This window comes from Methanothrix soehngenii GP6, assembly GCF_000204415.1.
GTDB lineage: Archaea > Halobacteriota > Methanosarcinia > Methanotrichales > Methanotrichaceae > Methanothrix > Methanothrix soehngenii.
Genome location: NC_015416.1, coordinates 2,202,118 through 2,224,428 on the forward strand (window position 1 = coordinate 2,202,118; position 22,311 = coordinate 2,224,428).

Below are 22,311 nucleotides of genomic sequence, written 5' to 3' on the forward strand. Positions count from 1 at the left end.
CATGAAGATAGCAACCATTGTCGGCGCCCGGCCCAACTTCATCAAGCTGGCTCCGGTATCAAAGGAGATAAGAAAGCGAGACCATAAGGAGGTCATAGTCCATACCGGCCAGCACTATAACTATGAGATGGACAGGATATTCTTCGATCAGATGGGGATAGCTGCTCCAGACTATCACCTGGGCATAGGCTCGGGCAGCCATGGATTTCAGACCGGTGAGATGCTCAAGAAAACTGAAGAGGTCCTGCAAAAGGAGGTGCCGGATGCAGTCATAGTATTCGGAGACACCAACTCCACTCTAGCTGGTGGGCTGGCGGCGGCAAAGATGCATATCAAGTGTGCTCATATCGAGGCCGGACTGAGGTCGTTTGACAAGAGGATGCCCGAAGAGATCAACCGGGTGCTGGTGGACCATTGCTCTGATCTCCTCCTCTGTCCGACAAGGACTGCGATCGATAACCTGAAAAGAGAAGGGATTGTCCAGAACGTCCATCTGACGGGAGATGTGATGGTGGACGCGCAAAAGGATTGCGAGAGGATTGCCGAGAGCGAATCTCATATCCTTGAGGCTCTGGGGCTCAAGCCCTGGAGCTACTATCTGGCAACTGTTCACCGGGCATCCAACACCGATGATCCAGAAAACCTCCGGGCGATTGCTCTGGCCCTCCAGGATCTGGATGATGTTGTCTTTCCCTGCCATCCTCGCGCGGAGAAGTACCTGAAGAAGTTCGGCCTGTGGGATGATCTGGAAAAAAAGATCAGGATGATAAAGCCAGTGGGATACCTGGATATGCTTCTTTTGGAGAAGAACGCCAAAAAGATCGTCACCGACTCGGGTGGGGTGCAAAAGGAGGCATATCTCTTGGGCATTCCCTGCATAACCCTTAGGGACACGACGGAATGGATAGAGACGGTAAACGACGGCTGGAACGTCCTCGTCCGGCCGGGGGAGGATATCGCCTCTGCGATCAGAGATTTCCGGCCGAGGCATGAGCGCCAGGATGTATTTGGAAAGGGCAGGGCGAGCGCTATGATCGTGGATCTAGTCGAGAAGCTGGTCGGGTCAGGTGGATCTTGAAGATACTCCTTTTAGCCAATCAGCCGGAGAGGACCACCAGGCTCAGGATGTTCAGGGGCACCCTCCAGTCCCAGGGGCATGAGGTAATCGTTCCCAGCTTCGGCACTAGAAACTGGATCAGCATTGCCAGGCAGGCGAAGAAGATGGCACTGGACCATAAGCCGGATGTGGTTCATATCTTCAATGTCCCTGACGTGATCTATCACGGTTTTGCCGGACTGCGGGGAAGGGGCTATAAAAAGCTGATCTACGACTATCGCTCACCCTGGGGGGTTGAGTTCGCTCAGACCTTTCTAGCTCCGGGAAAGGCATTTGCGGAACGCTTCGAAAGGGAGCTGGCAGAAGCGGCGGACGTCATCACCACCGTCAATGAGCCTCTTGAAAAGAAGGTGAAAGAGTATGCCCCTCAAAAGAAGGTCTACATCGTTCCCAACTATCCGCAGCGCTCTTTCTGCCAGAAGGTTGATGAATCCGACACTGTCCAGCCGGGAAAAGGGCCGATAATATTCATCGGCAGGGTATGCACCCAGGAGGGAATCGGAAAACTGCTGGAGCTTGCCCGGGCAATTCCGGAAAGGGAGTTTTGGATTGTGGGCGGCGGTCCTTTTGCCCGCTATTATCTGTGGAGAAAGCCGGCAAACGTCAGGAATCTGGGCTGGCAGCCGCATGATAAGGTCGCGGCACTGCTTGGCAAAGCCAGCCTGTGCCTGATTCCCCGGGAGGAGAATGCCCTTACCCCCTACTCCACGGACAAAAGCGTCTGGAAGCTCAATGAGTATCTGGCTTTGGGCAAGATAGTGGTGGCATCGGGGGTGACCATGATCGAGAAGAGAAAGAACCTGGTGATTGTACCCTCCCGGGATCTGGAGAGAGCAGTGAGAGACAACCTGCTGCGAGAGCCTGAGCCGATGGGCCGGGAGGATTATAGGTTCTGGGACACAAACGATAAGGTCATTCAGGAGGTCTATGAGAGCCTGTGAGCGCTCACAGGCTCAAGTGCCTTTGATGCTCTCTAATATCCATTCAATTCTTTAAATCCAAATTGCCCTGATCCCAATCTCTCCCAAACTGGGCACAATCTCCTAAATAAGTGATGTAGGCAGGGCACATTCTATCACAAGTTATTAATATTATGATAATCATGTACCCTGTGTGACCCTACAATGACTGAGATGCAATTAAGCTTGATAAATTTTCCGTATCGTGAAATGCTTTCAAATATCTTCCAGGATTACTCAAACGACTTTGAATTTACTGCGAGCGGTATTTTTCGGAAAATAGTGCCGCCATTATGTCCCGAATGTGGCCATCCAATGAGCCATAATGGTTTTAACACCTGCCAGAAGAGACATCTCGGAGGGGCAAACGTCGGGAAATATTTATGTGGCGCTTGCGGGAAGTCAACCGAAGAAGATCGAGACTTCTGGATCAAGCTAAAGGCAGACTTCTTCGGGATTGTCACGGAAATCTGCACACGTCTGAGGCTTAATCACGTATCTTATGAAGTGATAGAATCGATAATGGGCTATCTGTATCCTCGGGATAAAGATACCATCCGGAACATGGTCCAGTGCGCGATTGAGGAGACAGATGTCCCTTCGGTCAAAAATATCCAGTTCGTGCATTATGACGAGCAACATCCCAAGGCAGGACGAAACCAAAAGTATCGTTTGACACTCCTTGATTCGGTAACAAGGCAAGTAATCGCGGATGAGCTTTTCGATTCAAAAGATGCCGATACTATCGAAGGTTTCCTTCGAAGAAATCTCGACACTCAAAAGCAGATATTTATTGTCACAGACCTTTACAGAGGATACAGCAATGTTTTTAAAAGAGTATTCGGCAACAAGGTAATCCATCAATTCTGTTTGCTCCACTTGAATAAGCTCATAGTCAATGATTTTCCTCGAAAAACAAGCATCGAACAGGAATTGCTTAAATACAAAATGCTTAACATATTTTTTAACCGTGAACTTGAGATTGAATTCCTTTCCACCTTGATCGAAGAAGAGAAAATGATGAGACAGAGAAGCAACAAGGAATACAAATCATGGATTGCAGAAGCCAAGCACCTATTTTATGATTTTGTTCGACGTCTGGAATTGAGACGTAGAAGAGAAAGCAAAAACCTTGAGCAAAGAACTTATCATGAAGCTTTAAATAATTTTAAATTTTTAAAGATGCAATCCGACTCGTTTATGATATCCGTTAGAAAGAGGCTGGATAAAATCGAAGAGCTTTGGCCAAACCTTACAGCATTTTACTTTACCGATAATGCCCCGGCTACAAACAATCCCATAGAAAATTACTATTCAACAAGTCTCAAGACTCATAGAAAAAAACAATTAGAGGAACCAGGAATCAAAGAGCAGATAAAGCTCTCTGCGCTAAAGAGAGCAGGAGTCTTTGGAAGGCCTCAAAAGTCTCTACTCAATGCATTCTTTATGTTCATTCCTTTTCTAGATACGGGTTAAAAGATTCGGCATCGCCTAACCAGATTCTAACCTGACCTCCCCAGAGTTTAGGCACACATGTGAAGTGCATCCAGGATTTCGCGCTGTTTCTTGGTGATCTCAGTTGTGATCTTCTCCCCATCCGGCAAGATCATAATCTTGATCTTTTCAAGCTCCGTTAACAGTCCTTCCACGGAGTATCTTTTATTCAACTCTGCATCGATCATCAGTCTCGTAAGCTTCATTCTCAAAATCAGAGCAATGAACGCAATGAAGAGATAACCCCTCAGACTGCTGTTGGTTCGTAGGTTTGCCGGCATCAACTCAATGTCGTTCTTCAACACATCGAACCCTTTCTCGACGACATCCTTGCTTCGATAAAGCGAAAGACACTCGATCCAAGAAAACTCGCCTCGATAAAGCAGAACAAACTTTCCCATTTTATTAATGGCCTGTGAGACTGCATTTTTCCTGAGTGCAACCTGAAACCTGCCATCGATTGCTTTCCATTCGATGTACTTGGCATCCCTTTTAGCCGTCGCCCTGAAAACCTCTCCAGGATTCATCCAATGTTTCAGGTTCTTGGACTTGAGCACTTCCATTAGATCATACAGTCGTTTATAGAATGTGCTCCTTTCCTGCTGCTCTCGTTTCTGATCGTAATACGCATATCCGCTCAGTTTGTTTTCTCCTACTTCGATGCTCACGGGCATCACAAACAGCGGTTCTTTTTCGTAGAGCTTCAGATGCTCGGGATCATCGATGCTGCTATGAATGGCGGATACTGCTTCTTTGACATTCTTGAGTGTACTTGTTGGCGGAATGATGAATGATAAATCCGCAGCCACCAGCTCTTCGATGTTATCGGTTGAGAAGAAACCTCGATCCATGATCATTGTATAATTTCGAACGCCTTGCGCCTTAATTTTCCGGACTGTATTCTTAAGCGTAGATACGTCCGCGATGCTCCCAGGATAAAGATCGTACATCACCGGTATGCCTAGATCCATATCGACGATGAGAGACAAGTTGATCTGTGGCAGATCGAGACCATCTCGATTATAACCGTATTCCAGGAGACTGATGCTCTGGGAGTAAGATGACAGAGACGTTATGTCATAGACCAGTGTGCTGCATGTCGATATCTGTTGGATGAGTTTGCGAGAGAATTCCAGATTCGCAGTGCTTTCGCCGATACGGCTTAGCATTCGGGAAAGGCTCTGAGAAGATAAGGGTAGATCTGGGTGGTCTTCGGATATGGTCGTACCTTCGTACCAGCTCTGGATGTGGGTTAGGGCTCGAGGACGTGTAGCATAATTCATTGCCAGAGTCAGAATTGGCCAAACTTCCTTGCCAGGCAGAACACCAGATAGGATCTTTTCCAGCTCAAGGTCTTCGGCGATCTTTTTTAGCGGCACAAATTCGCCATGCGACAGAACTTTCTTCGGTACTTGGTCTTGGGAGCGGACCTTGACAGGAACTCCATTAACATTCTTGCCGAGGTACTTGCTCTTCTGGCGAATTTGCTTCTTTTCTTTGTCGTAATAGGGTGTAATCTCGTAGATGTATTCCTGGCCATTTATCTTTTTGATTCGGGTAAACGATTTCATATGCATATTTAGGCACATAATACTATTTATAGATTTCGGTCATAGATAACGAAAATTACTTTAATATGCCTAATTTATGGGGAGTTTAGGTTCTAAAACAATAGCGTTAGCTTAGTAATTTTTTTTAAAATACAAAATTATTTTATAAATTATTCTGATAAATTTGCTTTAATCAAACCAAATGGGCCGATTTGTGTAACCACATTAGCAATAATATCATAAATGAGACAATCTATCGCTGGTAAAAAACAAATTTCACTTGATTTCTAGATAGTGCCCCAAACTGGGGGTAGTTCACTCCACAGTCACGCACTTGGCCAGGTTTCTGGGCTTATCGATAGGCAGTCCCAGTTTATTGGCAGTATAATAGGCCAGGAGCTGCACTGCCACAGTACATAGCACTGCGGAGTAGATGGGCCTGGTCTCGGGAAGCTCTATCACCTTGCTTGCCACCTTGGCGATGTCAGGGTCCCCCTCCGTGGCCAGGGCGATGACCTCAGCCCCTCTGGCTCTGACCTCTTTGATATTGGACTGAATCTTCTTGCCGCAGGTGGCCAGGGCCACCACCGGAGTCTTCTCGGTGATCAGGGCCAAGGGCCCGTGCTTGAGCTCTCCGCCGGCATAACCCTCAGAGGGGATGTAGGCGATCTCCTTCATCTTCAAAGCGCCCTCCAGGGATATGGGATAGAGGTAGTCCCGGCCTATGAAAAAGTAGCAGCTTGCCCCTGCAAACATCTCGGCGATCTTCCTGATCTCCTCTCTTTTCTCCAGGACCCTCTGTACCAGGCCTGGCAGCTTGGTGAGCTCGATTAACATCTTTCTCGCCTGATCTGGGGTCAGATGGCCTCGAGCACGACCCAAGCGGATGGCAAGGAGGATGACGGCCACCATCTGAGAGGTGAAGGTCTTGGTGGCGGCAACGCCGATCTCCGGTCCGCAGCGGGTGAATATGGTCCCGTCCACAAGCTCCGTCACCGTCGAGCCTACGACATTGGTTATGGCCAGGCTCCGCCCGCCACAGGTCTTGGCCTTCTTCAAGGCAAGAAGGGTATCAGCGGTCTCACCGGACTGGGTGATGCCTACTAGCAGCGTTCTGGGTCGCAATTGCAGACTGAGGAACTCCGAGGCCACCTCCACATCCACCGGCAGGCCGGCAGCGCGAACGAAGAGGTTTCTGGCCAGCATACCGGCGTGGTATGAGGTGCCGCAGGCGATGATGGTCACCCTCTCCAGCGACATTATCTCTTCCTCGCTTATGCCCAAGGAAAGCCTCACATCCCCATCTATTTCTGATATCCTGCCGGCGATGGTCTCCCTGATGGCTCTGGGCTGCTCATGAATCTCCTTGAGCATGAAATGAGGATAGCCGCCCTTCTCAGCCGCATCCGTATCCCAGGTTATGCGCTCGACCTCCGACTCCAAAGGCGCGCCGCTGCAATCCATAACCTCTATCCTGTCCGCATAGATACGGGCAATATTGCCGTCCTTCAGGCGGATGATGTCTTTTGTATAAGGAAGAAGGGCGGGTACATCGGATGCCACAAAAACGGAAGAGCTGCCTTTGCCTATAACCAGGGGACTCTCATATCTCGCGCAGACGATGTAAGGCGAGCTGGCGGCCATCACTGCTATGGCATAGGAGCCCTCCACCTTCTCCAGGGCTTTTAAGGTGGCTGCACATAGATCCCCCTTATAGTAAAAGTGGATGAGATGAGCCAGCACCTCGCTATCCGTCTCGGACTGGAACTCATATCCCATCTCGGTGAGGAGCTCTCTCAGATCCAGGTAGTTCTCAATGATCCCGTTATGGACTATAGCGATCTCCCCGGATGTGTGGGGATGGGCGTTTATGTCGCTGGGCCGGCCGTGAGTAGCCCAGCGGGTATGGCCTATGCCCATGCCCTCTCCCGGGCTTCCCATGCTCTTATAGGTCTTCTCCAGGTCCACTATCCGCCCGGATGACTTCAGCACCTCGACTGACCCCTGAGATATAACAGCCACTCCCGCAGAGTCGTAACCTCTGTACTCCAGCCTCTTCAGGGTATCAAATAATATGGGTCCAGCCTTATCATCCCCGATATACGCCACAATGCCGCACATTAACAGATCACCCTGCTATCCCTATTGATCGTGCCGCGGATTGCCGCCCCAGAGCTTATGCTCGCCTTTGTGCCCACCACCGTACCCGGGCTTGCCAGGACCCTGGCTCCGACGGATACGTCGTCGGCAAGGATGGCGCCGAACTCCGCTCTCTGGAAGACCCCTTCAATCTCCACCACGCAAGAACCTGTCTCAACCACCACCTGATCGCGGAGAGTGCAGCTTGCTCCGATTACCGAGTCGGAGATTATGCATCCCGATCCGATCCTGGCGTCATTCATCAATATGCTGTTTCTGACCTCGGAGTGCGGGCCGATTCGGGCTGAGTCGCCGACAGAAGTGGAGGGGAGGATGACGGCATTGGGGCCAATATCGCAGTCCTCTCCTATGGAGACCGGACCGACCAGATAGGAGCCTGAACGAACAATGCTTCCCTCGCCCAAATGGACTGGACCCTTGATCATCGCTCCTTCCTCCACATCGCCCATGATCTTTGGCTCATCCATTCCTAAAGCCAGGCTGTTGGCGTTGAGAAGATCCCAGGCAAATATGGCGTCCGCCCAAATCCCTTTGGTTATGAGGGGAACGATCTGGGTTCCTTCTTTGATCATCTGCATGATGGTCTCAGGAAGCTCATAGGAGCCCCGCTCCGATATGGGAGCCTGTTTGAGGGCGTCAAAGACATCGGGGGTGAATTTATAGGAGCCTGTATTCAAAATCCCCGAGCAAGGCCGCCCTGGTTTCTCTATTATCTCCGTTACCAATCCGTTGTCAACGATCAGGACTCCATAGTCGCCGGTATGGCGGCGGAGGGCAGCCAGGATCACATTATCTCCCTTCGCCGAGACGAGCTCGTTCACTGCCCTTTTATCTATGAGGTTGTCTCCATTTACCACCAGGAACTCCTCGTCCACATACTGCTCGGCCTTGAGCAGGGCATGAGCAGTTCCCAAGAGCTCATTCTGCTCGATGTAGGTGATGGCAACATCAAAGTCTATGCCATCCTCAAAGTAGTCCATCACCCTCTCTTTCTGGTATCCGACCACCACATAAATGTCCTCGATTCCGTTTGCAGCCAGAGCGCGAATGACGTACTCCATAAAAGGCCGGTTGCCCACGGGAAGCATGACCTTGGATCGGGTCTGGGTAAGCGGTCTGCATCTGCGGCCTTCTCCTGCCGCCAATATCACTCCCTTCAAATCTATCACAGCCAGAATGCTAAATGGATACGCTCATATCTTGCTCTAGATCTTTTCGGTCAATTGTACTTAAAAAATATGAATAGATCATAATGAAAAGCAGTAGGAAGGCCCAGGCTTTTATAGAAGCCCTGACAAAGTCGTCCGGCAAGATGATAATGCCGCCTGAATGGATCGATATCCTGCAGATAAAGGCAAACCGGCATGATGAAGGCAAAATATGAATATACTGGTAATACCCACCACCGACTGGATCAGGCATCCCGTTCCCAACCGTCTGAACTTCATCTTCGATACATTGGCTGAAGAGCATGAGGTATATGTGCTGCACTTCGGCCTGAAGAGGTTTAGCAATTTGAGAGAGCGAGAGACGAAATGCCAGCTATTGAAAGCAAGCTGGATAGAGACCCAGGATCCATCCCTCTATTATATCCTGAACTTCCCCTACCATATCTGGAAGATCAGAAGGATTGTGAAAGAAAAGAAGATCGATGTCATTCTTTCCACCAATATCCTCCCCTCTTTTGCCGCCAACTTCTCCCGAACGCCAATCGTATTCGACTATCTGGATCACCTGGAGGAGTCTGCATCGATCTACTATCCCGGCTCAGCTTTAGGAGAGATAGTCAAGTATGTGGTGAGCTTCATCACCAAATTCAATCTCCGCCATGCCCGCTCTGTCATAACCGTCACCAAAGAGCTGAAGGAGTATCTCCTGGGGGTGGGAGTAAAAGATGTAGCTGTGATACCCAACGGCGTGGACACCAGAGTCCTCCGACCGCTTCCCATGTCAGAGGCCAAGAGCTCTCTGGGCCTTGGGGGCACAGTCCTGGGATATGTCGGCTCTCTGGAGCACTGGGTGGACCTGGAGACGGTGATCGAGGCTTTGCCGCGCCTGGATGCTACCCTTCTGGTGGTGGGGCCAGGGCTCTTTACCGATTATGGGGATGGGATAAAGAGGATGGCAGAGGATCTAGGGGTGGCGGAAAGGGTGGTCTGTACCGGAGCGGTGCCATATAATGAGCTTTCCAGGTACATCAGCGCCATGGACATCGGCCTGAATCCCCTCAAGATGATGAAGAAGAACGAGTATGCTGCCGGGGGGAAGGTCTTCAATTACCTGGCCTGCGGCCGGCCGGTGCTGTCCAGCCGGATGATATCATTGGAAAAGCTGCTTGGGGATGAGATATACTATTTTGATGATGTGGAGAGCTTTATAGCTCAGGTGAATAGCATTCTGTCGGTGGAGCCGACCACAAAGAGATTCCGGTCTCTGGCAGAGCGGTATGACTGGAGGGCCATTTCGAAAGATTATCAGAAGGTCTTGCTTGAAGCTGCTGATTGATGCGACTAAAATAACACTGTGATGGATAATATAGAATGAATATAGCATTTGTATATTACCCACGCTCCTCATTCGTAAAGCAGGACTGTTCATCCCTGTCCGGGCATTTCCTGGTCGAAAGGCTGGGCTACAGCGGCGCCGGCGACATCCTCAAAATGATGAGGCCGATCTGGCAATCAGATCTCACATTCTCCTGGTTTGCCTCCGGACATTCTTTCGCTGCCGTGCTGCTCTCCAAGCTATTGAGAAAGAGATCAGCGGTCGTCGTAGGGGGCTACGATGTGGCCTTTGAGCCGGATATAAGCTATGGCCAGTATACTTTAGGCAGACTCAAGAGAGTGTATTCTGACTTTGTTCTGGGAAATGCGGATATTGTCCTTCCTGTATCTGAATTCACCAAGTCGGAGGTCCTGGCCAGAGCTAAACCGAAAAGAGTTCAGGTTCTCTATCCGGGGATCGATTTGGACAGATTCCAGCCCGGTGGGGAGAAAAAGGATCTGGTGATGACGGTGGCCTCCGGTTCGGGTCGCATAATAAAGCTTAAAGGACTGGATGCGTTTATCGGGGCCGCTGCTCTGCTTCCCGAGATCCGATTTCTGATTGTGGGACTATCCGACCAGGACCGAGGAGAGCTGCAATCCAGATCTACGGAAAACGTTTCGCTTTTCGGATATGTATCTAGGGAAGAATTGTTGGCTTTTTATCAAGAGGCCAGGGTCTACTGCCAGCTCTCTTATCGGGAGTCCTTTGGAATGGCTCTGGCTGAGGCCATGGCCTGCGGATGCGTGCCGGTGGTGACAGAGAGAGGAGCCATCCCTGAGGTTGTGGGAGACGCTGGCTATTATGTTCCATACGGCAGTGCTAAGGCCACGGCTGAGGCAATAGAGAAGGCTTTATGCTCAAAAAAGGGGATAGGCTCGAGAAAACGGGTGGAAGAGAGGTTCAGCTTGAGGAGAAGAGAGGAGGCATTGCAGTCTCTGCTGAAGAGCCTGATGAATAGCTAATTTTGTAGATTCTATCAGGAACTATCTTATAATAGAAAAGCAAAACGATTGATGGCAGCAGTATGGACCGATCCAATCATACTGCAACGAAGGGGAGGCAAATGAAGATCGTCCTTGTTTACTACGGCTACTTTTCTTCCTTCATCCAAAAAGATCTCGATATGCTCTCCCGCCATTATGATGTGGAGGTGGTCAGCTTATCTTCCCTTGGCGATGCAGTGAAATTGGCAGGGGCGATGATAAGATGCCGCATGGCCTTGATATGGTTTGCTGGAGGCCATGCAGCAGCCACAGTCCTCCTTTCAAAGATTCTGAGAAAAAAGACCATCATCGTGGTTGGCGGCTTCGATGTTGCATGCATCCCGGAGATAAACTACGGCCGTTTCGCTCAGGGCAGGTTGAAGAGCATCCTCACCAAAATTGCCCTAAAGTACGCGGACAGGGTGCTGGTGGTCGATCCATCCCTAAAGGATGATGCCATAAAAAATGCCGGGATCAACGGCCATAATATAGACTATCTTCCTTCAGGTTTTTCAGATACTGAATTTTATCCTAAAGAAGAAAAGGAGCCCTTGGCGCTGACCGTTGCCATGGGAGAGGGCTGGGACCGGGTCGTAATAAAGGGGCTCGATGTTTTTGTACAATCAGCAAAATATCTTCCGGAGGCTGGCTTCAAGGTGGTGGGGATCACAGGTGATGCCTTATCAAGGTTAAAGGAGATTGCTCCGGATAATGTGGAATTCACGGGGTTTGTCACCCATGATGATCTCATTGAGTCCTACCAGAGGGCCAGGGTCTTCTGCCAATTATCCATGAGGGAAGGGCTGCCCAATGCACTGTGCGAGGCGATGCTCTGCGAGTGCATTCCTGTGGGCACAGATCGCAACGGCATTCCCAGAGCAATTGGAGATACTGGCTTTATTGTGCCCTATGGTGATCCACGAGCTGCGGCGGAGGCCATCAAAAAAGCCCTGGCGGATCGGAGCAATAGGGGCAAAAAAGCCAGAGAACGGATAATTGAGCTATTTCCAGAGAAGAGAAGAGAGGATGGGTTGATAAAGACGATAAATGAGCTGGCTGAAGGCTGAAATTGGCTGAAGAGCATTGAATTATATATGATGGCTGAGCCTCTAATCTCATCTCCTGCCCTCTCTTGGATCGATGAATGCAGCCAGCCACTCCAGATCCGTCCTCAGCAGGCCGCATAAGATCCCCAAAATGGCTTTTGCCTTGATAGAGGGAAGATTATCCTCCTTGATGGCCTTTAGGAGAGATTCCCGGGCATCAGACCATTTGCCTTCTCTCAAGTACGCTCTTCCCAGATAATAATCGATCTCCCTCGTCTTCCGATCCATTCTGGCAGCAATATCATTGTCCTCATGGGCAAGAGATGCCTTGACATCTGCAGGAAGGCTTTTATAGAATTCTGTGAAGTAGAGCCCGGCCCGGACCATCGAGCTTTTCATGGTTGACGATATCTGGCGATCATGCCTTCGGTAGCAGCCCAAAACGGCATCTATGGGCAAGAAATCTCCTATGAGGCCAAGCTCCAGCCATGTCGATCCATCCACGAAAGGAAGTCCTTGGGGCTGCTTGAATCCTCCAATCGACTGCAATGCAACCTTTTTGCAGACAATGGTGCAGGAATGCATGGGATTTTCGATGAGCAGATTACCCAACTGCTCTTCCCTGGACAGACCCATAAAGCGCTCCATATCATTGGGAAGGACGGCAAGAAGATCGCCCTTTTCGTCCATCACCTCTGCCCTCCCCCAGCTCAAGACGGCATCACTGCCCCTCATGGCATCGATCTGGATCTCCAGCTTATCAGAAGGCCAAAAGTCATCCCCCTCAAGAACGGCTATGTACTCGCCCTTTGAGATCTGAAGGGCTAAATTGTAGCTCTCGCCAAGCCTAAGAATGCCCTTATTATCTTGACGAATATATTTGATTCTATCATCTTTAAACTTGGAGACTATCTTGGCAGTCCTATCGGTGGACCCATCGTCGATCACTATCTGCTCCCAGTTGGCATAGCTCTGGGCGAGGACGCTCTCCAGGCACTCTGAGATGAAATTTTCATGGTTGTATGTAGGAGTAATTATTGAAACCAAAGGATCGAGGGCCATAGATATTTCCTGCAAGCAGCCTAATTGTTGGTCGATTGGCTTTGTCATTCTTTTAATCACCCCTTCTTGCGAGGTATTCTTATCCCGCTCAGCAGCTGCCCTGCCATCTGGATATCAGCATTATCCACTACCCTCAAAATGATTATCAGGAAGAAATAGATAATGGCGGATATCACTATCAATAACGGTACCGGAAGATGGTCAAATCCTCTTATGAAAAGCACCATTGCAAGACAGGCAACTAGAATCTTGAGGAGAGAGGAAATCATATTCCTGGGAAGCCCATAGCCTTCTTTTGAAGCAATGTGCAAGAGGAAGAGAAATGAGAAGAGCTGCGTGGCCACTGTTGCGCTGCTCGCTCCTATGTAGCTGTACTGAGGTATCAGAAACAGATTCAAGATTATATTCAATCCAGCGGCTAGCATGGTCTGCTTGGCCACGACCATTTGGCGGTTAATGGAATTGAATAGATACCCAAAAGCTGAATTGATGAAGATCAATGCCTCAGACCAGATCAATATCTGCAGGGCAATGGCTGATGGAGCGAAGGCCGGCCCGTACACAAGGGAGACCAAATCCTCTCCTAATACCGTTGTTCCCACTCCAATAGGAATGGCAATCGCCATCAGATACTTGAAAGATCGCTCATACATGAATCCTAAATATTGGTCTGAAGAGACATAAAATTTTGACATAATGGGATATATTGACCCCAAAAAAGTCACTGGAATAAAGGAAAGGATGATCACCATACGATATGCCGCATTGTACCATCCCATAACCTCATTGGGATTTAATATCAATAAAGATATCATAACTGTATCGACATAATAATACACCCTCACAAAGACTGAGGATAGGCCGAAGGGAATGGCCTCCTTTATCATATATTTCCAGAGGTCTATATCTATATTCCACCTGGGCCGAGGAAGCTTTCTCAGAGCTACAAGGGCAAAATAGCCCAGAGAGATGAAGCTCGAGAAGAGGTATACATAGGCAAAGCCGTAGACATCTACCCCTGAACTTATGGCCAGGAGGGCGAAGGTGAGCATAATTAAATTATATATTACCGTGCCTATTGAGATGTACTCCATTATCTCATAAGCGGAAACGACTGAGCTGATGATGCCGGAAAAGGAGATGACGATGAGAGAGAGGAGGATCACCATCACTATCTTCATGGTGGAGAACGGATAGCCCAGGGCAAATCCTATGGCGGCCGTGCTCATAAGGGTGATCGCAGCCAGGACGACTTTCATTAATATGGAGTTTCCAATATATATTGCCGTCTTGGACCTATCTCGGGCTACATCTCTGACAATCACCGAGGAGATTCCGATATCCGCCAGGAAGATGGTAATCGAGGCAAAAGCGATGGCAAAAGAGAGCAGGCCATACCTTTCCGTTCCCAGATAACGGGTGGTGTAGACCAAAAAGAAGAAGCTGAATACAAATCCAATGATATTTGAGGAGGCCAAAAATATGGTGTTCTTGGCTATCCTCTGAATGGTATTCACTGCAAATCACTTGAACGCTGGAAGAAACCAATCCCATGTTCTATTGCAGCGCTCGTCCTTTTTGCCATTGATCGTATCCGGAACGATAGCCGGATCATTCCAGGGCCTTCTCTCCTCATCGGGACTGGCATAATCATAAAGCCGGTTTACGAAATAAATCAGCGTGGCCTGTTCATTTCCCACAACCCCAAAGCCATGCCAGTAATGCCCTGGCATCCTGACCATCTGGGGATTGTCTCCCGCGGAGATGATCTCATCAAGCTCCCGGGTATCATCATCGTAAGCGCAGATCTTAAGCGCGCCTCGAACTACAAGGAAATGATCTACCTGTCCTCTCTCATGCCGGTGCCAGGCCCTTACCATGCCCGGATAGCTCAGAGACATATTGGCCTGCACAATGTCATCCTGAATAACATCCTTCCAGTCCTTCCTCATGATCTCAGTGAAAAATCCACGCTCATCGGCGAATCTCTTCAAGGGTTTTATCACAATTCCTGGCAGCATCACATGACCTCATCATCTTTGTGTTTTTTCAGCTCTCGAAGGCCATTTTTTTTGGCCTTTGCCATGCTTTCTTTCAGCCGATTATTCAGGCTTTCTATAGAGCAATCCCATGAGATCTTCTATTCTTCGAGCCCCTATAGAATCTCATCTCTTAACACTTGCAGGGATTCATAAAGGTTGAGGGGCCTATTTTTCAGCGTCCTGCTGGCTTTGCTGGTATCCAGGGATGAATCCATTGGCCTTCTTGCCAGCCAACCGATGTCGCTCATCTGAGAGGGGATGATCAGTCGGCGATCAATGTCGAATGCCCTGGCCAGCTCGCAGGCAAAATCATATCTGGATACCCTGGCGGCTCCTGAGAGATGATAGATCCCGGATAGATTCCGGTTCGCCGCCTCCAGTACCATTGCCGCCAGATTGCTGTTCAGGGTGGGGGTTATGAACTGATCTGTGACCACCCTCACCTCTTTGCCTGATTTAAGGGCGTTTAACAACCATAGGGCGAAGTTGACCTTGCCGCTGGCCGGCCGGCTGCCATAGATCACACAGGTCCTGGCAATACACCCCTGATCCAGACAGAACTGCTCTCCCAGGAGCTTGGAAAGGCCGTAATAGCTAACCGGGTTCGTCTCCTCCTCCTCCCGGTACAGCCCCCGCTGGCCATCGAAGACGTAGTCCGTCGATATGTAGACCAGATAAGAGCCGGCCTTTCTCGCCGCCTCTGCTATCGTCCGAGTCCCTTCCACATTAATCCTGTAGGCCAAATCCTTTTTCCGTTCACATCGATCCACATCGGTCAGGGCGGCGCTGTGCACGATTACATCCGGCCTCATCCTCTCGATGGTATCGCGGATGCCATTTGCGTCCAAGAGATCGAATTTTACCTCTTTTCCATAGGGGGGCTGGTTATGAGCATATCCGCTATAGACCTGCTCTCCCCTGGCCAAGGCCATCTCTGCCAGCTTGCTTCCCGCAAGGCCGCTGCCACCGGTTATGAAGATTCTCATGGAATATCGCCCCTACCACTTCAGCCGCCAGGGGGTGGCACTCAATACCGAATCGTTCACCAGCGGGCCGTACCAATCAGGGTTCTGCAGATACCATTCCACTGTCGTCTGAAGCCCTTCCTCAAAGCTCCGCTCAGGCCGCCAGCCCAGCTCCTTTCTGATCCGGGACGAGTCCAGGCTGTAGCGGGCATCGTGTCCCGGCCTATCCTCCACAAACTCGATCTGATCCTCGCTTTTGCCCAGCATCTCGAGAATGAATTTAGCGATAAACAGATTGGTCCTCTCCTCTCCGGCAGAGATATTATAGATCTCGCCCCTTCTCCCCCTATTGAGAACCTGCTCTACCGCCCGGCAGTGATCTGTCACATAGATCCAGTCTCTCACATTCTCTCCTGTGCCGTAAATGGGGATCTTCAGCCCTTCCTTAGCCCTTATTATGGTCTTGGGAATCAGCTTTTCGGGAAACTGGTAGGGCCCGTAATTGTTGGTGCAGCGGGTGATCATGGCCTCCAGGCCGTAGGTTCGGGCATAGGCCAGGACGAATACGTCCCCTGCCGCTTTGCTGGCGGAATAGGGGGATGAGGGCCGCAATGTCGAATCCTCAGTGGATGAGCCCCTGAGGATGTCCCCATAGACCTCGTCGGTTGAGATCTGGACATATCTGACGGAAGGATTATGATCTCTTATGGCCTCCAGCAGGCAAAAGACCCCATTGACATTGCTATGCAGGAATGAGTCGGGTCGGGAGATGGACCGGTCCACATGGGTCTCAGCAGCGAAGTTCACCACCAGATCCGCCTTTTCCACCAGACTGGATACCAGGCTGCTATCGGCTATATCCCCCCGGAAAAAGGTGTACCTCCTGTCATCCTTATAGTCCGCCAGGTTCTGGATGTTGGAGCCGAAACCTTGGGCGTCCAGGTTCAGGATTCTGCAGTCATCATGCCGGTTCAGCATTAATCGGATGAAGTTGCTGCCGATAAAGCCAAGGCCCCCGGTAACAAGAAGATTCATAGCGATCACAGCGATATATCGGAGTTATCTCCCACGATCATCCGGCTTCCTCTTGGCAGGCTATCGCATTCCTTGATCCTGACGTTCCTGCCGATCAGGCTCTCTACCACTTTTCCAGCATTAACTATCCTGCTTTCATCCATGATGATCGAGTCCTCTACCTCCGTGCCGCATATCTGACAGCCGATGCCAATTGAGGTGTAAGGGCCAATATATGAATCGGATATAATGCTGTCCCTTCCGATGATGCAGGGCCCCTTTACCACCGACCTTCTGATTCTGGTTCCCTCTTCCATTACCACCCTTCCCATGATCCGGGACTCCTCCACCTCGCCATCGCACCTTCCATCGATATCGTCCAGGATCAGGCGATTGGCCTCGAATATGTCCTCTGGCTTTCCGGTATCCTTCCACCACCCCTCCACAAAGGAGGCATCCACCTTATGGCCATTCTCAATCAGCCACTGAATGGCGTCGGTGATCTCCAGCTCATTCCTCCAGGATGGTTTGATGGATTTGCAGGCCTCTATGATCAATGGGGTGAAGAAGTACACCCCCACCAGGGCATAATTGGAGGGAGGGACTTTGGGCTTCTCCACCAGGCGCCTGATGCTCCCGTCCGGGTTCAGGTCGGCCACACCGAAGCGCTGAGGATCGTCGACCGGGGTGAGCAGAACGCTTGCGCTGCTGCCCAGACTATGAAAACGCTTCTCATGGCTGACTATGCCGTCTCTTAGGATATTGTCCCCCAGGTACATAACAAAATCTTCATCCAGGAAATCCTCCGCCACCAGGATGGTGTGGGCAAGTCCCTTGGGCTCACCCTGATAGATGAATTTGATGGGGACCGACCAATCTGCGGATCGCACTGTCTCTATGACCTGCTCCTTGTTCGGCCCCAGGATTATGCCGATCTCGTCCGCCCCGGCCTCGATCACATCCTCGAGGGCATAGAAAAGAACTGGTTTATTGGCTACGGGAATGAGCTGTTTTTGCTGCGAATAGGTCAGAGGTCGCAGTCTCGTCCCTGAGCCGCCTGAAAGTATGAGCGCCTTCACAGTTCACACCTCAAAAAGCCCTTAATTCTGCATCCATGGGTTCAGGGTTGTACATAACGGCAAGATATACCCTTCGATCTGCTGAATAGATCATTGATAAAAGTGGTGCAAATCCGATTGGCCTGGCAGCCAATTCAAGGACCCGGGTATATGACCTCGATGTTCTCCATGTTCAATATCAGCTTTCTCAATTCTTCACAGTTAATGGCATGTTTGTACTCGCTGCACATCTTCACCCTCTCTGATAGGTCGCCTAGCTCTTGATCCTTAAGATAGTAGCCCATCCTCTGGGTGATGTACTTCAGGGCCTTGACTCCGGTGTGCTTGCCGATGATGATATGCCTTGCTGCGCCCACCAACTCCGGGGAGTAGAGCTCGTAGGTCCTAGGCTCCTCTAACACCGCAGCCACGTGAATCCCTGACTCGTGGGAGAAGGCATTGGTCCCCACTACCGCCTTGTTCTTGGCCACTGGAACATCGGAATAGGTCTGGACCAGCTGGGAGAGGTCCTTTATCTTGGAGAGATCATAGCTCTCGATATCGTAGTGCAACCTCAGGGCGATCAAGAGCTCTTCTAAGGGAGTGTTGCCGCTGCGCTCGCCAATTCCGTTCACTGTGGTATGCAATTGCCTGGCCCCCGCCTCTGCCCCAGCAAGGGTGTTGGCCAGGGCCATTCCCAGGTCGTCATGACAATGCATGCAGATCGGGGTCTTTATGGACTTGCGAAGCTCGCTTATCATATAGTAAGTCGTGCGGGGGTTCATGATGCCCACAGTATCCGCGACGCTCACGTAGTCTGCATGGTATTCCTCAGCCTTCTTGTACAGCTTCTTTAAGGTTTCAAAATCGGTGCGCGTTGCATCTTCCGCTGAGAAGCGTACTATCAGGCCGTGATCCTTGGCGTACTCGACCGTTTGGAGAGCACAGGCTATGGCCTCAGGACAGCTCATGTGAAGCTTGTGCTTGAGATGGAGGTCCGAGGTAGCGATGAAGACGCTGATCATGTCCACGCCGCAGTCAATAGCAGCATCAACATCCTTCTTGACCGATCGGGAGAGAGCAGAGATCTTGGCCTTAAGCCCCAGGTTGCAGACCTCTTTCACCGCGTTCATCTCTGCGGCAGAGACCACAGGAAAGCCCGCCTCAATGACCTCCACGCCGATCTCGTCCAGCCGGAGAGCGATATCCAGCTTCTCATCGGCCCTAAAGACCACTCCCGGCATCTGCTCCCCATCGCGCAAAGTTACATCGCAGATCTCTATGTCCAGAGGCGGAGTCCCGGCCAGACTGAGAAATTGATTCAGGGAATAGTCTTGCATAATGCGGTTAAATGATGATTCATTACATAAATTGGTTTCGAAGGAATGAGCTTTCCGGCAAGTTCAGAGTTAGAGATTCGCATAATTTTCCAGAATCCAGCGGTTGCGCACCTCGGGGTGGAACAGGAGTCCCCAAATGGGTTGAGAGCAGTGGGAGAAGGCCTCTGGAGACAATTCTGTCCCTGCCAGACGGATGAATCCCTCGGGCAGGGTGGGATCAAGGCCATGCAGATGATAGACCTCGATTTTGCGGCAGGGACCGAGGATATCCGACTCCCCGACCACCTCGATCATCTCCAGGCCGATGGCGGGCTTGTGTCGCGATCTGACCTCTCCCCCAAAGATGGCGGCGATGATCTGCATGCCGGCACAGATCCCCAGGACGGGCCGGTCTCCTTCCTTCAGCCAGGTGTATCTCTCCAGATGATTCAGGTACTCGTTATCCTTCAAGGCAGTGCCGCAGAGAACCACTTTATCGCAGCTTTTCAGACGCTCTTCATTCAGCAGGGAGATATGGCAGACCTGGCAGGGAAAGCCTGTCCTCTCCAGGATCCTTTGAACCGGACGGACGAACTCATATTGGGAGAGGGAATCGGCCTCGTAGCAGCTGTCCACCAGGAGGATCTTTGCTTTGCCGTTCATTTATCCACCAGCCTCATCTCCTCAATGATGTACTGGCCCCGGTAGTTGGCATAGGTCCCGGATGCTCTTAAGATCTCGATTCTCTTTCGAAAGAGGGGGATGGGGCCGTCCAGGACAAAGGTCTCGATCTCCCCTCCCTCGCCAGAGGGATTGATCTGATACCTCTCCTGCAGCTGGGCGAGCCTCATGATCTTCTCCTCTGTGAGCTCCGCTCCCAGCCAGCTGGCATCAAAGGGGTAGGCATAGACCCCAGAGATGATCACCCGAAAGCCTTCAATTAAGAGAGTCTTAAGATAATCGATCTGATCGGTCTGCCAGAGGGGATCAAAGCACCACAGGTCAAGAGAATGGCAGATCCTCTGCACTCTGGCCGCCTGGTAGATCGACTCGATCGCCCCGGTGACGATTCCCTGGACGCCATAACAGTCCCGCGCTTCGGCTATGGCTGATTTCAGGTCCTCCAGCTCCTTCTCCTTTACCCCCTGAGTGGGCCGGCAGAGCTGGGGGATGTGCATAGCCTCGGCCTGAAAATGGGTATGGCAGATGTTTGGGGTGTGGAACATATAGCTGTCCGGATTTTGAGAGAGAAGGGTTATCAGACAGGCTACGGTATTCCTCTCCTGCGCCCTCCAGCAGGCAAATACCGAATCCTTTCCCCCGGAAAACAACACCCCTAGCCTCATAGATTCCACTTTGCACCTTTTTCTCTTGTCGGCTTAAGCGGCGAAGGCGGCCTATCTCGCCTTGTCCTCAGCTTCTGGCATCTCCAATTCGAGCATCTGCCAGACCTTTTCCATATCCAGGTGGGACTCTACCGCCAGGGCAAGCTCTCTGTAGCCACTGCCCTTTTGGGCATTTGCCCGATGAGACTTGCCCTCTGCCTTTAGGCCTGACGCCTTGATCCCAGTTGAATTCTTTCTCTCATAGAGGAAATCCAGGAATGCGTCCCTCAAGTTCTGGTTGTCAAAGATGCCGTGCAGATAGGTGCCTATCACCAGGCCGCAGTTCGCCACTGCGCCATCATCTCCAAAGGCAGCCGGATCCACGGAAGCTGTCACTCCCATGTGAATTTCATAGCCTGTGACCTCCTGGCCGCTGATTCTATCCAGTATTGGGCCACCTCCTGTGACTGGCTTTCTCACCTGTACCGTCCTCTTCTCATACTGGTCAAAGCGGGTGGTAGCATTGAGCAATCCCAGCCCGGGCAGGCTGCCTTCGGTATCCTCTACCCCGCAGTCGATGATCTCCTTTCCCAGGATCTGATAGCCCCCGCAGATGCCGAGGATTGGAGTCCCCTGCAGGGATCTGATCTGATCCGCCATGCCCTTCTTCTCCATCTCCAGAAGGTCAGATATGGTGTTTTTAGTTCCCGGTATGATCACTGCATCCGGATGGCCCAGGGGCTCGTCCAGATCCACATATCTGATATAAGCCCTCCTCTCCAGGGGCTCGAAGTCTGTGAAGTTGCTGATCCGGGGAAGCCTGATCACCGCGATCTCCACCGCTTCGGAGGAGAAGCGGGCCTTCTTGTCGCCCAGGGAGACCGAGTCCTCAGATGGTATGTCCAAATCGAGATAGGGCAGGACTCCCAGGACGGGAACGCCAGTGAGCTCTTCTAGCGACCTCAAACCAGTGCCGAGGATCGCGGGATCGCCCCGGAACTTGTTGATCACCAGGCCCCGGACCAGAGGGCGAACGTCCGGGGGCAAGAGCTGAACTGTGCCGTATAAGCTGGCGAAGACACCTCCCCGCTCGATATCACCCACCAGGATAATGGGGGCCTGAAGCAGCCGGGCGACGTAAATGTTGGCGATATCCCGGTCGAAGAGGTTGATCTCCGCTGCTCCTCCTGCCCCCTCCACAACAATGAAATCGTACTCATTCTCCAGCTCTCTTACCGAGCGGTCCACCACCTCTTTCAGACCCTCAATGTCCCGGTAGTACTCCTCTGCCGATTTGTCGGCCAGGGGCTTTCCCAGGACTATGACCTGGGATGTTCTATCCCCCTTGGGCTTGAGGAGGATGGGGTTCATGAACTCCGTAGGCTCGGCCCTGGCGGCTCGGGCCTGCACCGCCTGTGCGATGCCGATTTCCGCACCGCTTTTTGTGACCCAGGAGTTGAGGCTCATGTTCTGGGACTTGAAGGGAGCTACGCGGTATCCCCGGTCGGACAGAAGGCGGCAGAGTGCAGCGACAAGAGTGCTCTTGCCGGAGTGGGAGGTGGTGCCCAGCACCACGATGAAGCGGGCCATGGGCAAGGCGAGGATGTTCAAGCTTATTTGTCTTTTGGAAGATGGAATTGGACGGTCATCCTATTCCTGGGGCCAGCTCC

20 protein-coding genes are annotated in these 22,311 nt (G+C 51.1%); 7 read left to right on the plus strand and 13 right to left on the minus strand.

Annotation, left to right across the window (positions count from 1 at the left end; genetic code table 11):
• Window position 1 precedes the first annotated feature (1 nt).
• The 3 genes from wecB to MCON_RS10955 all read left to right on the plus strand — a co-directional run bounded on the left by wecB (window position 2) and on the right by MCON_RS10955 (window position 3,552).
• On the plus strand, window positions 2-1,078 hold the full coding sequence (wecB, locus tag MCON_RS10945; RefSeq protein ID WP_013720027.1) for a non-hydrolyzing UDP-N-acetylglucosamine 2-epimerase: 1,077 nt from the start codon (window positions 2-4) through the stop codon (window positions 1,076-1,078).
• On the plus strand, window positions 1,075-2,058 hold the full coding sequence (locus MCON_RS10950) for a glycosyltransferase (RefSeq protein WP_013720028.1): 984 nt from the start codon (window positions 1,075-1,077) through the stop codon (window positions 2,056-2,058). The genes wecB and MCON_RS10950 overlap by 4 nt, the downstream gene beginning before the upstream one ends.
• A 183-nt stretch (window positions 2,059-2,241) precedes the next feature.
• Window positions 2,242-3,552 (plus strand): transposase, encoded by a 1,311-nt coding sequence (locus MCON_RS10955; protein WP_013720029.1) that lies wholly within the window; start codon window positions 2,242-2,244, stop codon window positions 3,550-3,552.
• A gap of 47 nt (window positions 3,553-3,599) precedes the next feature.
• On the opposite strand, the gene MCON_RS10960 is transcribed toward MCON_RS10955, so the two are convergent.
• The 3 genes from MCON_RS10960 to glmU form a co-directional block, all read right to left on the minus strand.
• The gene (locus MCON_RS10960; RefSeq protein ID WP_013720030.1) at window positions 3,600-5,141 is read right to left on the minus strand and encodes an IS1634 family transposase; all 1,542 of its coding nucleotides are present in this window, start codon (window positions 5,139-5,141) and stop codon (window positions 3,600-3,602) included.
• Between the two features lie 294 nt (window positions 5,142-5,435).
• Complete coding sequence (gene glmS, locus MCON_RS10965) at window positions 5,436-7,241, minus strand: glutamine--fructose-6-phosphate transaminase (isomerizing) (RefSeq protein ID WP_013720031.1); 1,806 nt, start codon at window positions 7,239-7,241, stop codon at window positions 5,436-5,438.
• Entirely contained in the window at window positions 7,241-8,449 is a 1,209-nt protein-coding gene (glmU, locus tag MCON_RS10970) for a bifunctional sugar-1-phosphate nucleotidylyltransferase/acetyltransferase (RefSeq protein ID WP_013720032.1), read from the minus strand. Before glmU ends, glmS begins: the two co-directional genes overlap by 1 nt.
• Window positions 8,450-8,532: 83 nt before the next feature.
• Between glmU and MCON_RS16730 the strand changes: the two genes are divergently transcribed.
• The 4 genes from MCON_RS16730 to MCON_RS10985 all read left to right on the plus strand — a co-directional run bounded on the left by MCON_RS16730 (window position 8,533) and on the right by MCON_RS10985 (window position 11,877).
• Window positions 8,533-8,664 (plus strand): 40S ribosomal protein S19, encoded by a 132-nt coding sequence (locus MCON_RS16730; RefSeq protein WP_232844281.1) that lies wholly within the window; start codon window positions 8,533-8,535, stop codon window positions 8,662-8,664.
• A complete protein-coding gene (locus MCON_RS10975) occupies window positions 8,661-9,785 on the plus strand; it encodes a glycosyltransferase (protein WP_013720033.1) in 1,125 nt (374 codons plus the stop codon). Before MCON_RS16730 ends, MCON_RS10975 begins: the two co-directional genes overlap by 4 nt.
• A gap of 35 nt (window positions 9,786-9,820) precedes the next feature.
• The gene (locus MCON_RS10980) at window positions 9,821-10,789 is read left to right on the plus strand and encodes a glycosyltransferase family 4 protein (RefSeq protein WP_013720034.1); all 969 of its coding nucleotides are present in this window, start codon (window positions 9,821-9,823) and stop codon (window positions 10,787-10,789) included.
• A 101-nt stretch (window positions 10,790-10,890) separates the two neighbouring features.
• Window positions 10,891-11,877, plus strand: a complete 987-nt coding sequence (locus tag MCON_RS10985) for a glycosyltransferase family 4 protein (protein ID WP_013720035.1) — start codon at window positions 10,891-10,893, stop codon at window positions 11,875-11,877.
• 48 nt (window positions 11,878-11,925) lie between these two features.
• Here MCON_RS10985 and MCON_RS15320 read toward each other — a convergent pair whose 3' ends face one another.
• From MCON_RS15320 to MCON_RS11035, 10 genes are all read right to left on the minus strand, one after another.
• Window positions 11,926-12,918: a glycosyltransferase gene (locus MCON_RS15320; protein ID WP_052297572.1), complete on the minus strand. Its 993-nt coding sequence runs from the start codon at window positions 12,916-12,918 to the stop codon at window positions 11,926-11,928.
• Window positions 12,919-12,974: 56 nt separating this feature from the next.
• Window positions 12,975-14,435, minus strand: coding sequence for a flippase (locus tag MCON_RS10995; protein ID WP_013720037.1), 1,461 nt, complete (start codon window positions 14,433-14,435; stop codon window positions 12,975-12,977).
• 6 nt (window positions 14,436-14,441) lie between these two features.
• Window positions 14,442-14,939, minus strand: coding sequence for a dTDP-4-dehydrorhamnose 3,5-epimerase family protein (locus MCON_RS11000; RefSeq protein ID WP_013720038.1), 498 nt, complete (start codon window positions 14,937-14,939; stop codon window positions 14,442-14,444).
• A gap of 134 nt (window positions 14,940-15,073) precedes the next feature.
• Window positions 15,074-15,946: a dTDP-4-dehydrorhamnose reductase gene (rfbD, locus tag MCON_RS11005; protein ID WP_013720039.1), complete on the minus strand. Its 873-nt coding sequence runs from the start codon at window positions 15,944-15,946 to the stop codon at window positions 15,074-15,076.
• 12 nt (window positions 15,947-15,958) lie between these two features.
• On the minus strand, window positions 15,959-16,960 hold the full coding sequence (gene rfbB / locus MCON_RS11010; RefSeq protein WP_013720040.1) for a dTDP-glucose 4,6-dehydratase: 1,002 nt from the start codon (window positions 16,958-16,960) through the stop codon (window positions 15,959-15,961).
• Between the two features lie 5 nt (window positions 16,961-16,965).
• On the minus strand, window positions 16,966-18,018 hold the full coding sequence (locus MCON_RS11015) for a glucose-1-phosphate thymidylyltransferase (protein ID WP_013720041.1): 1,053 nt from the start codon (window positions 18,016-18,018) through the stop codon (window positions 16,966-16,968).
• A 134-nt stretch (window positions 18,019-18,152) separates the two neighbouring features.
• A complete protein-coding gene (locus MCON_RS11020; protein ID WP_013720042.1) occupies window positions 18,153-19,337 on the minus strand; it encodes a homocitrate synthase family protein in 1,185 nt (394 codons plus the stop codon).
• Between the two features lie 69 nt (window positions 19,338-19,406).
• Window positions 19,407-19,979, minus strand: a complete 573-nt coding sequence (locus MCON_RS11025; protein ID WP_013720043.1) for a type 1 glutamine amidotransferase — start codon at window positions 19,977-19,979, stop codon at window positions 19,407-19,409.
• Window positions 19,976-20,662 (minus strand): diphthine--ammonia ligase, encoded by a 687-nt coding sequence (locus MCON_RS11030; RefSeq protein ID WP_013720044.1) that lies wholly within the window; start codon window positions 20,660-20,662, stop codon window positions 19,976-19,978. The genes MCON_RS11025 and MCON_RS11030 overlap by 4 nt, the downstream gene beginning before the upstream one ends.
• A 51-nt stretch (window positions 20,663-20,713) precedes the next feature.
• On the minus strand, window positions 20,714-22,231 hold the full coding sequence (locus tag MCON_RS11035; protein WP_013720045.1) for a cobyric acid synthase: 1,518 nt from the start codon (window positions 22,229-22,231) through the stop codon (window positions 20,714-20,716).
• Between the last annotated feature and the right edge of the window lie 80 nt (window positions 22,232-22,311).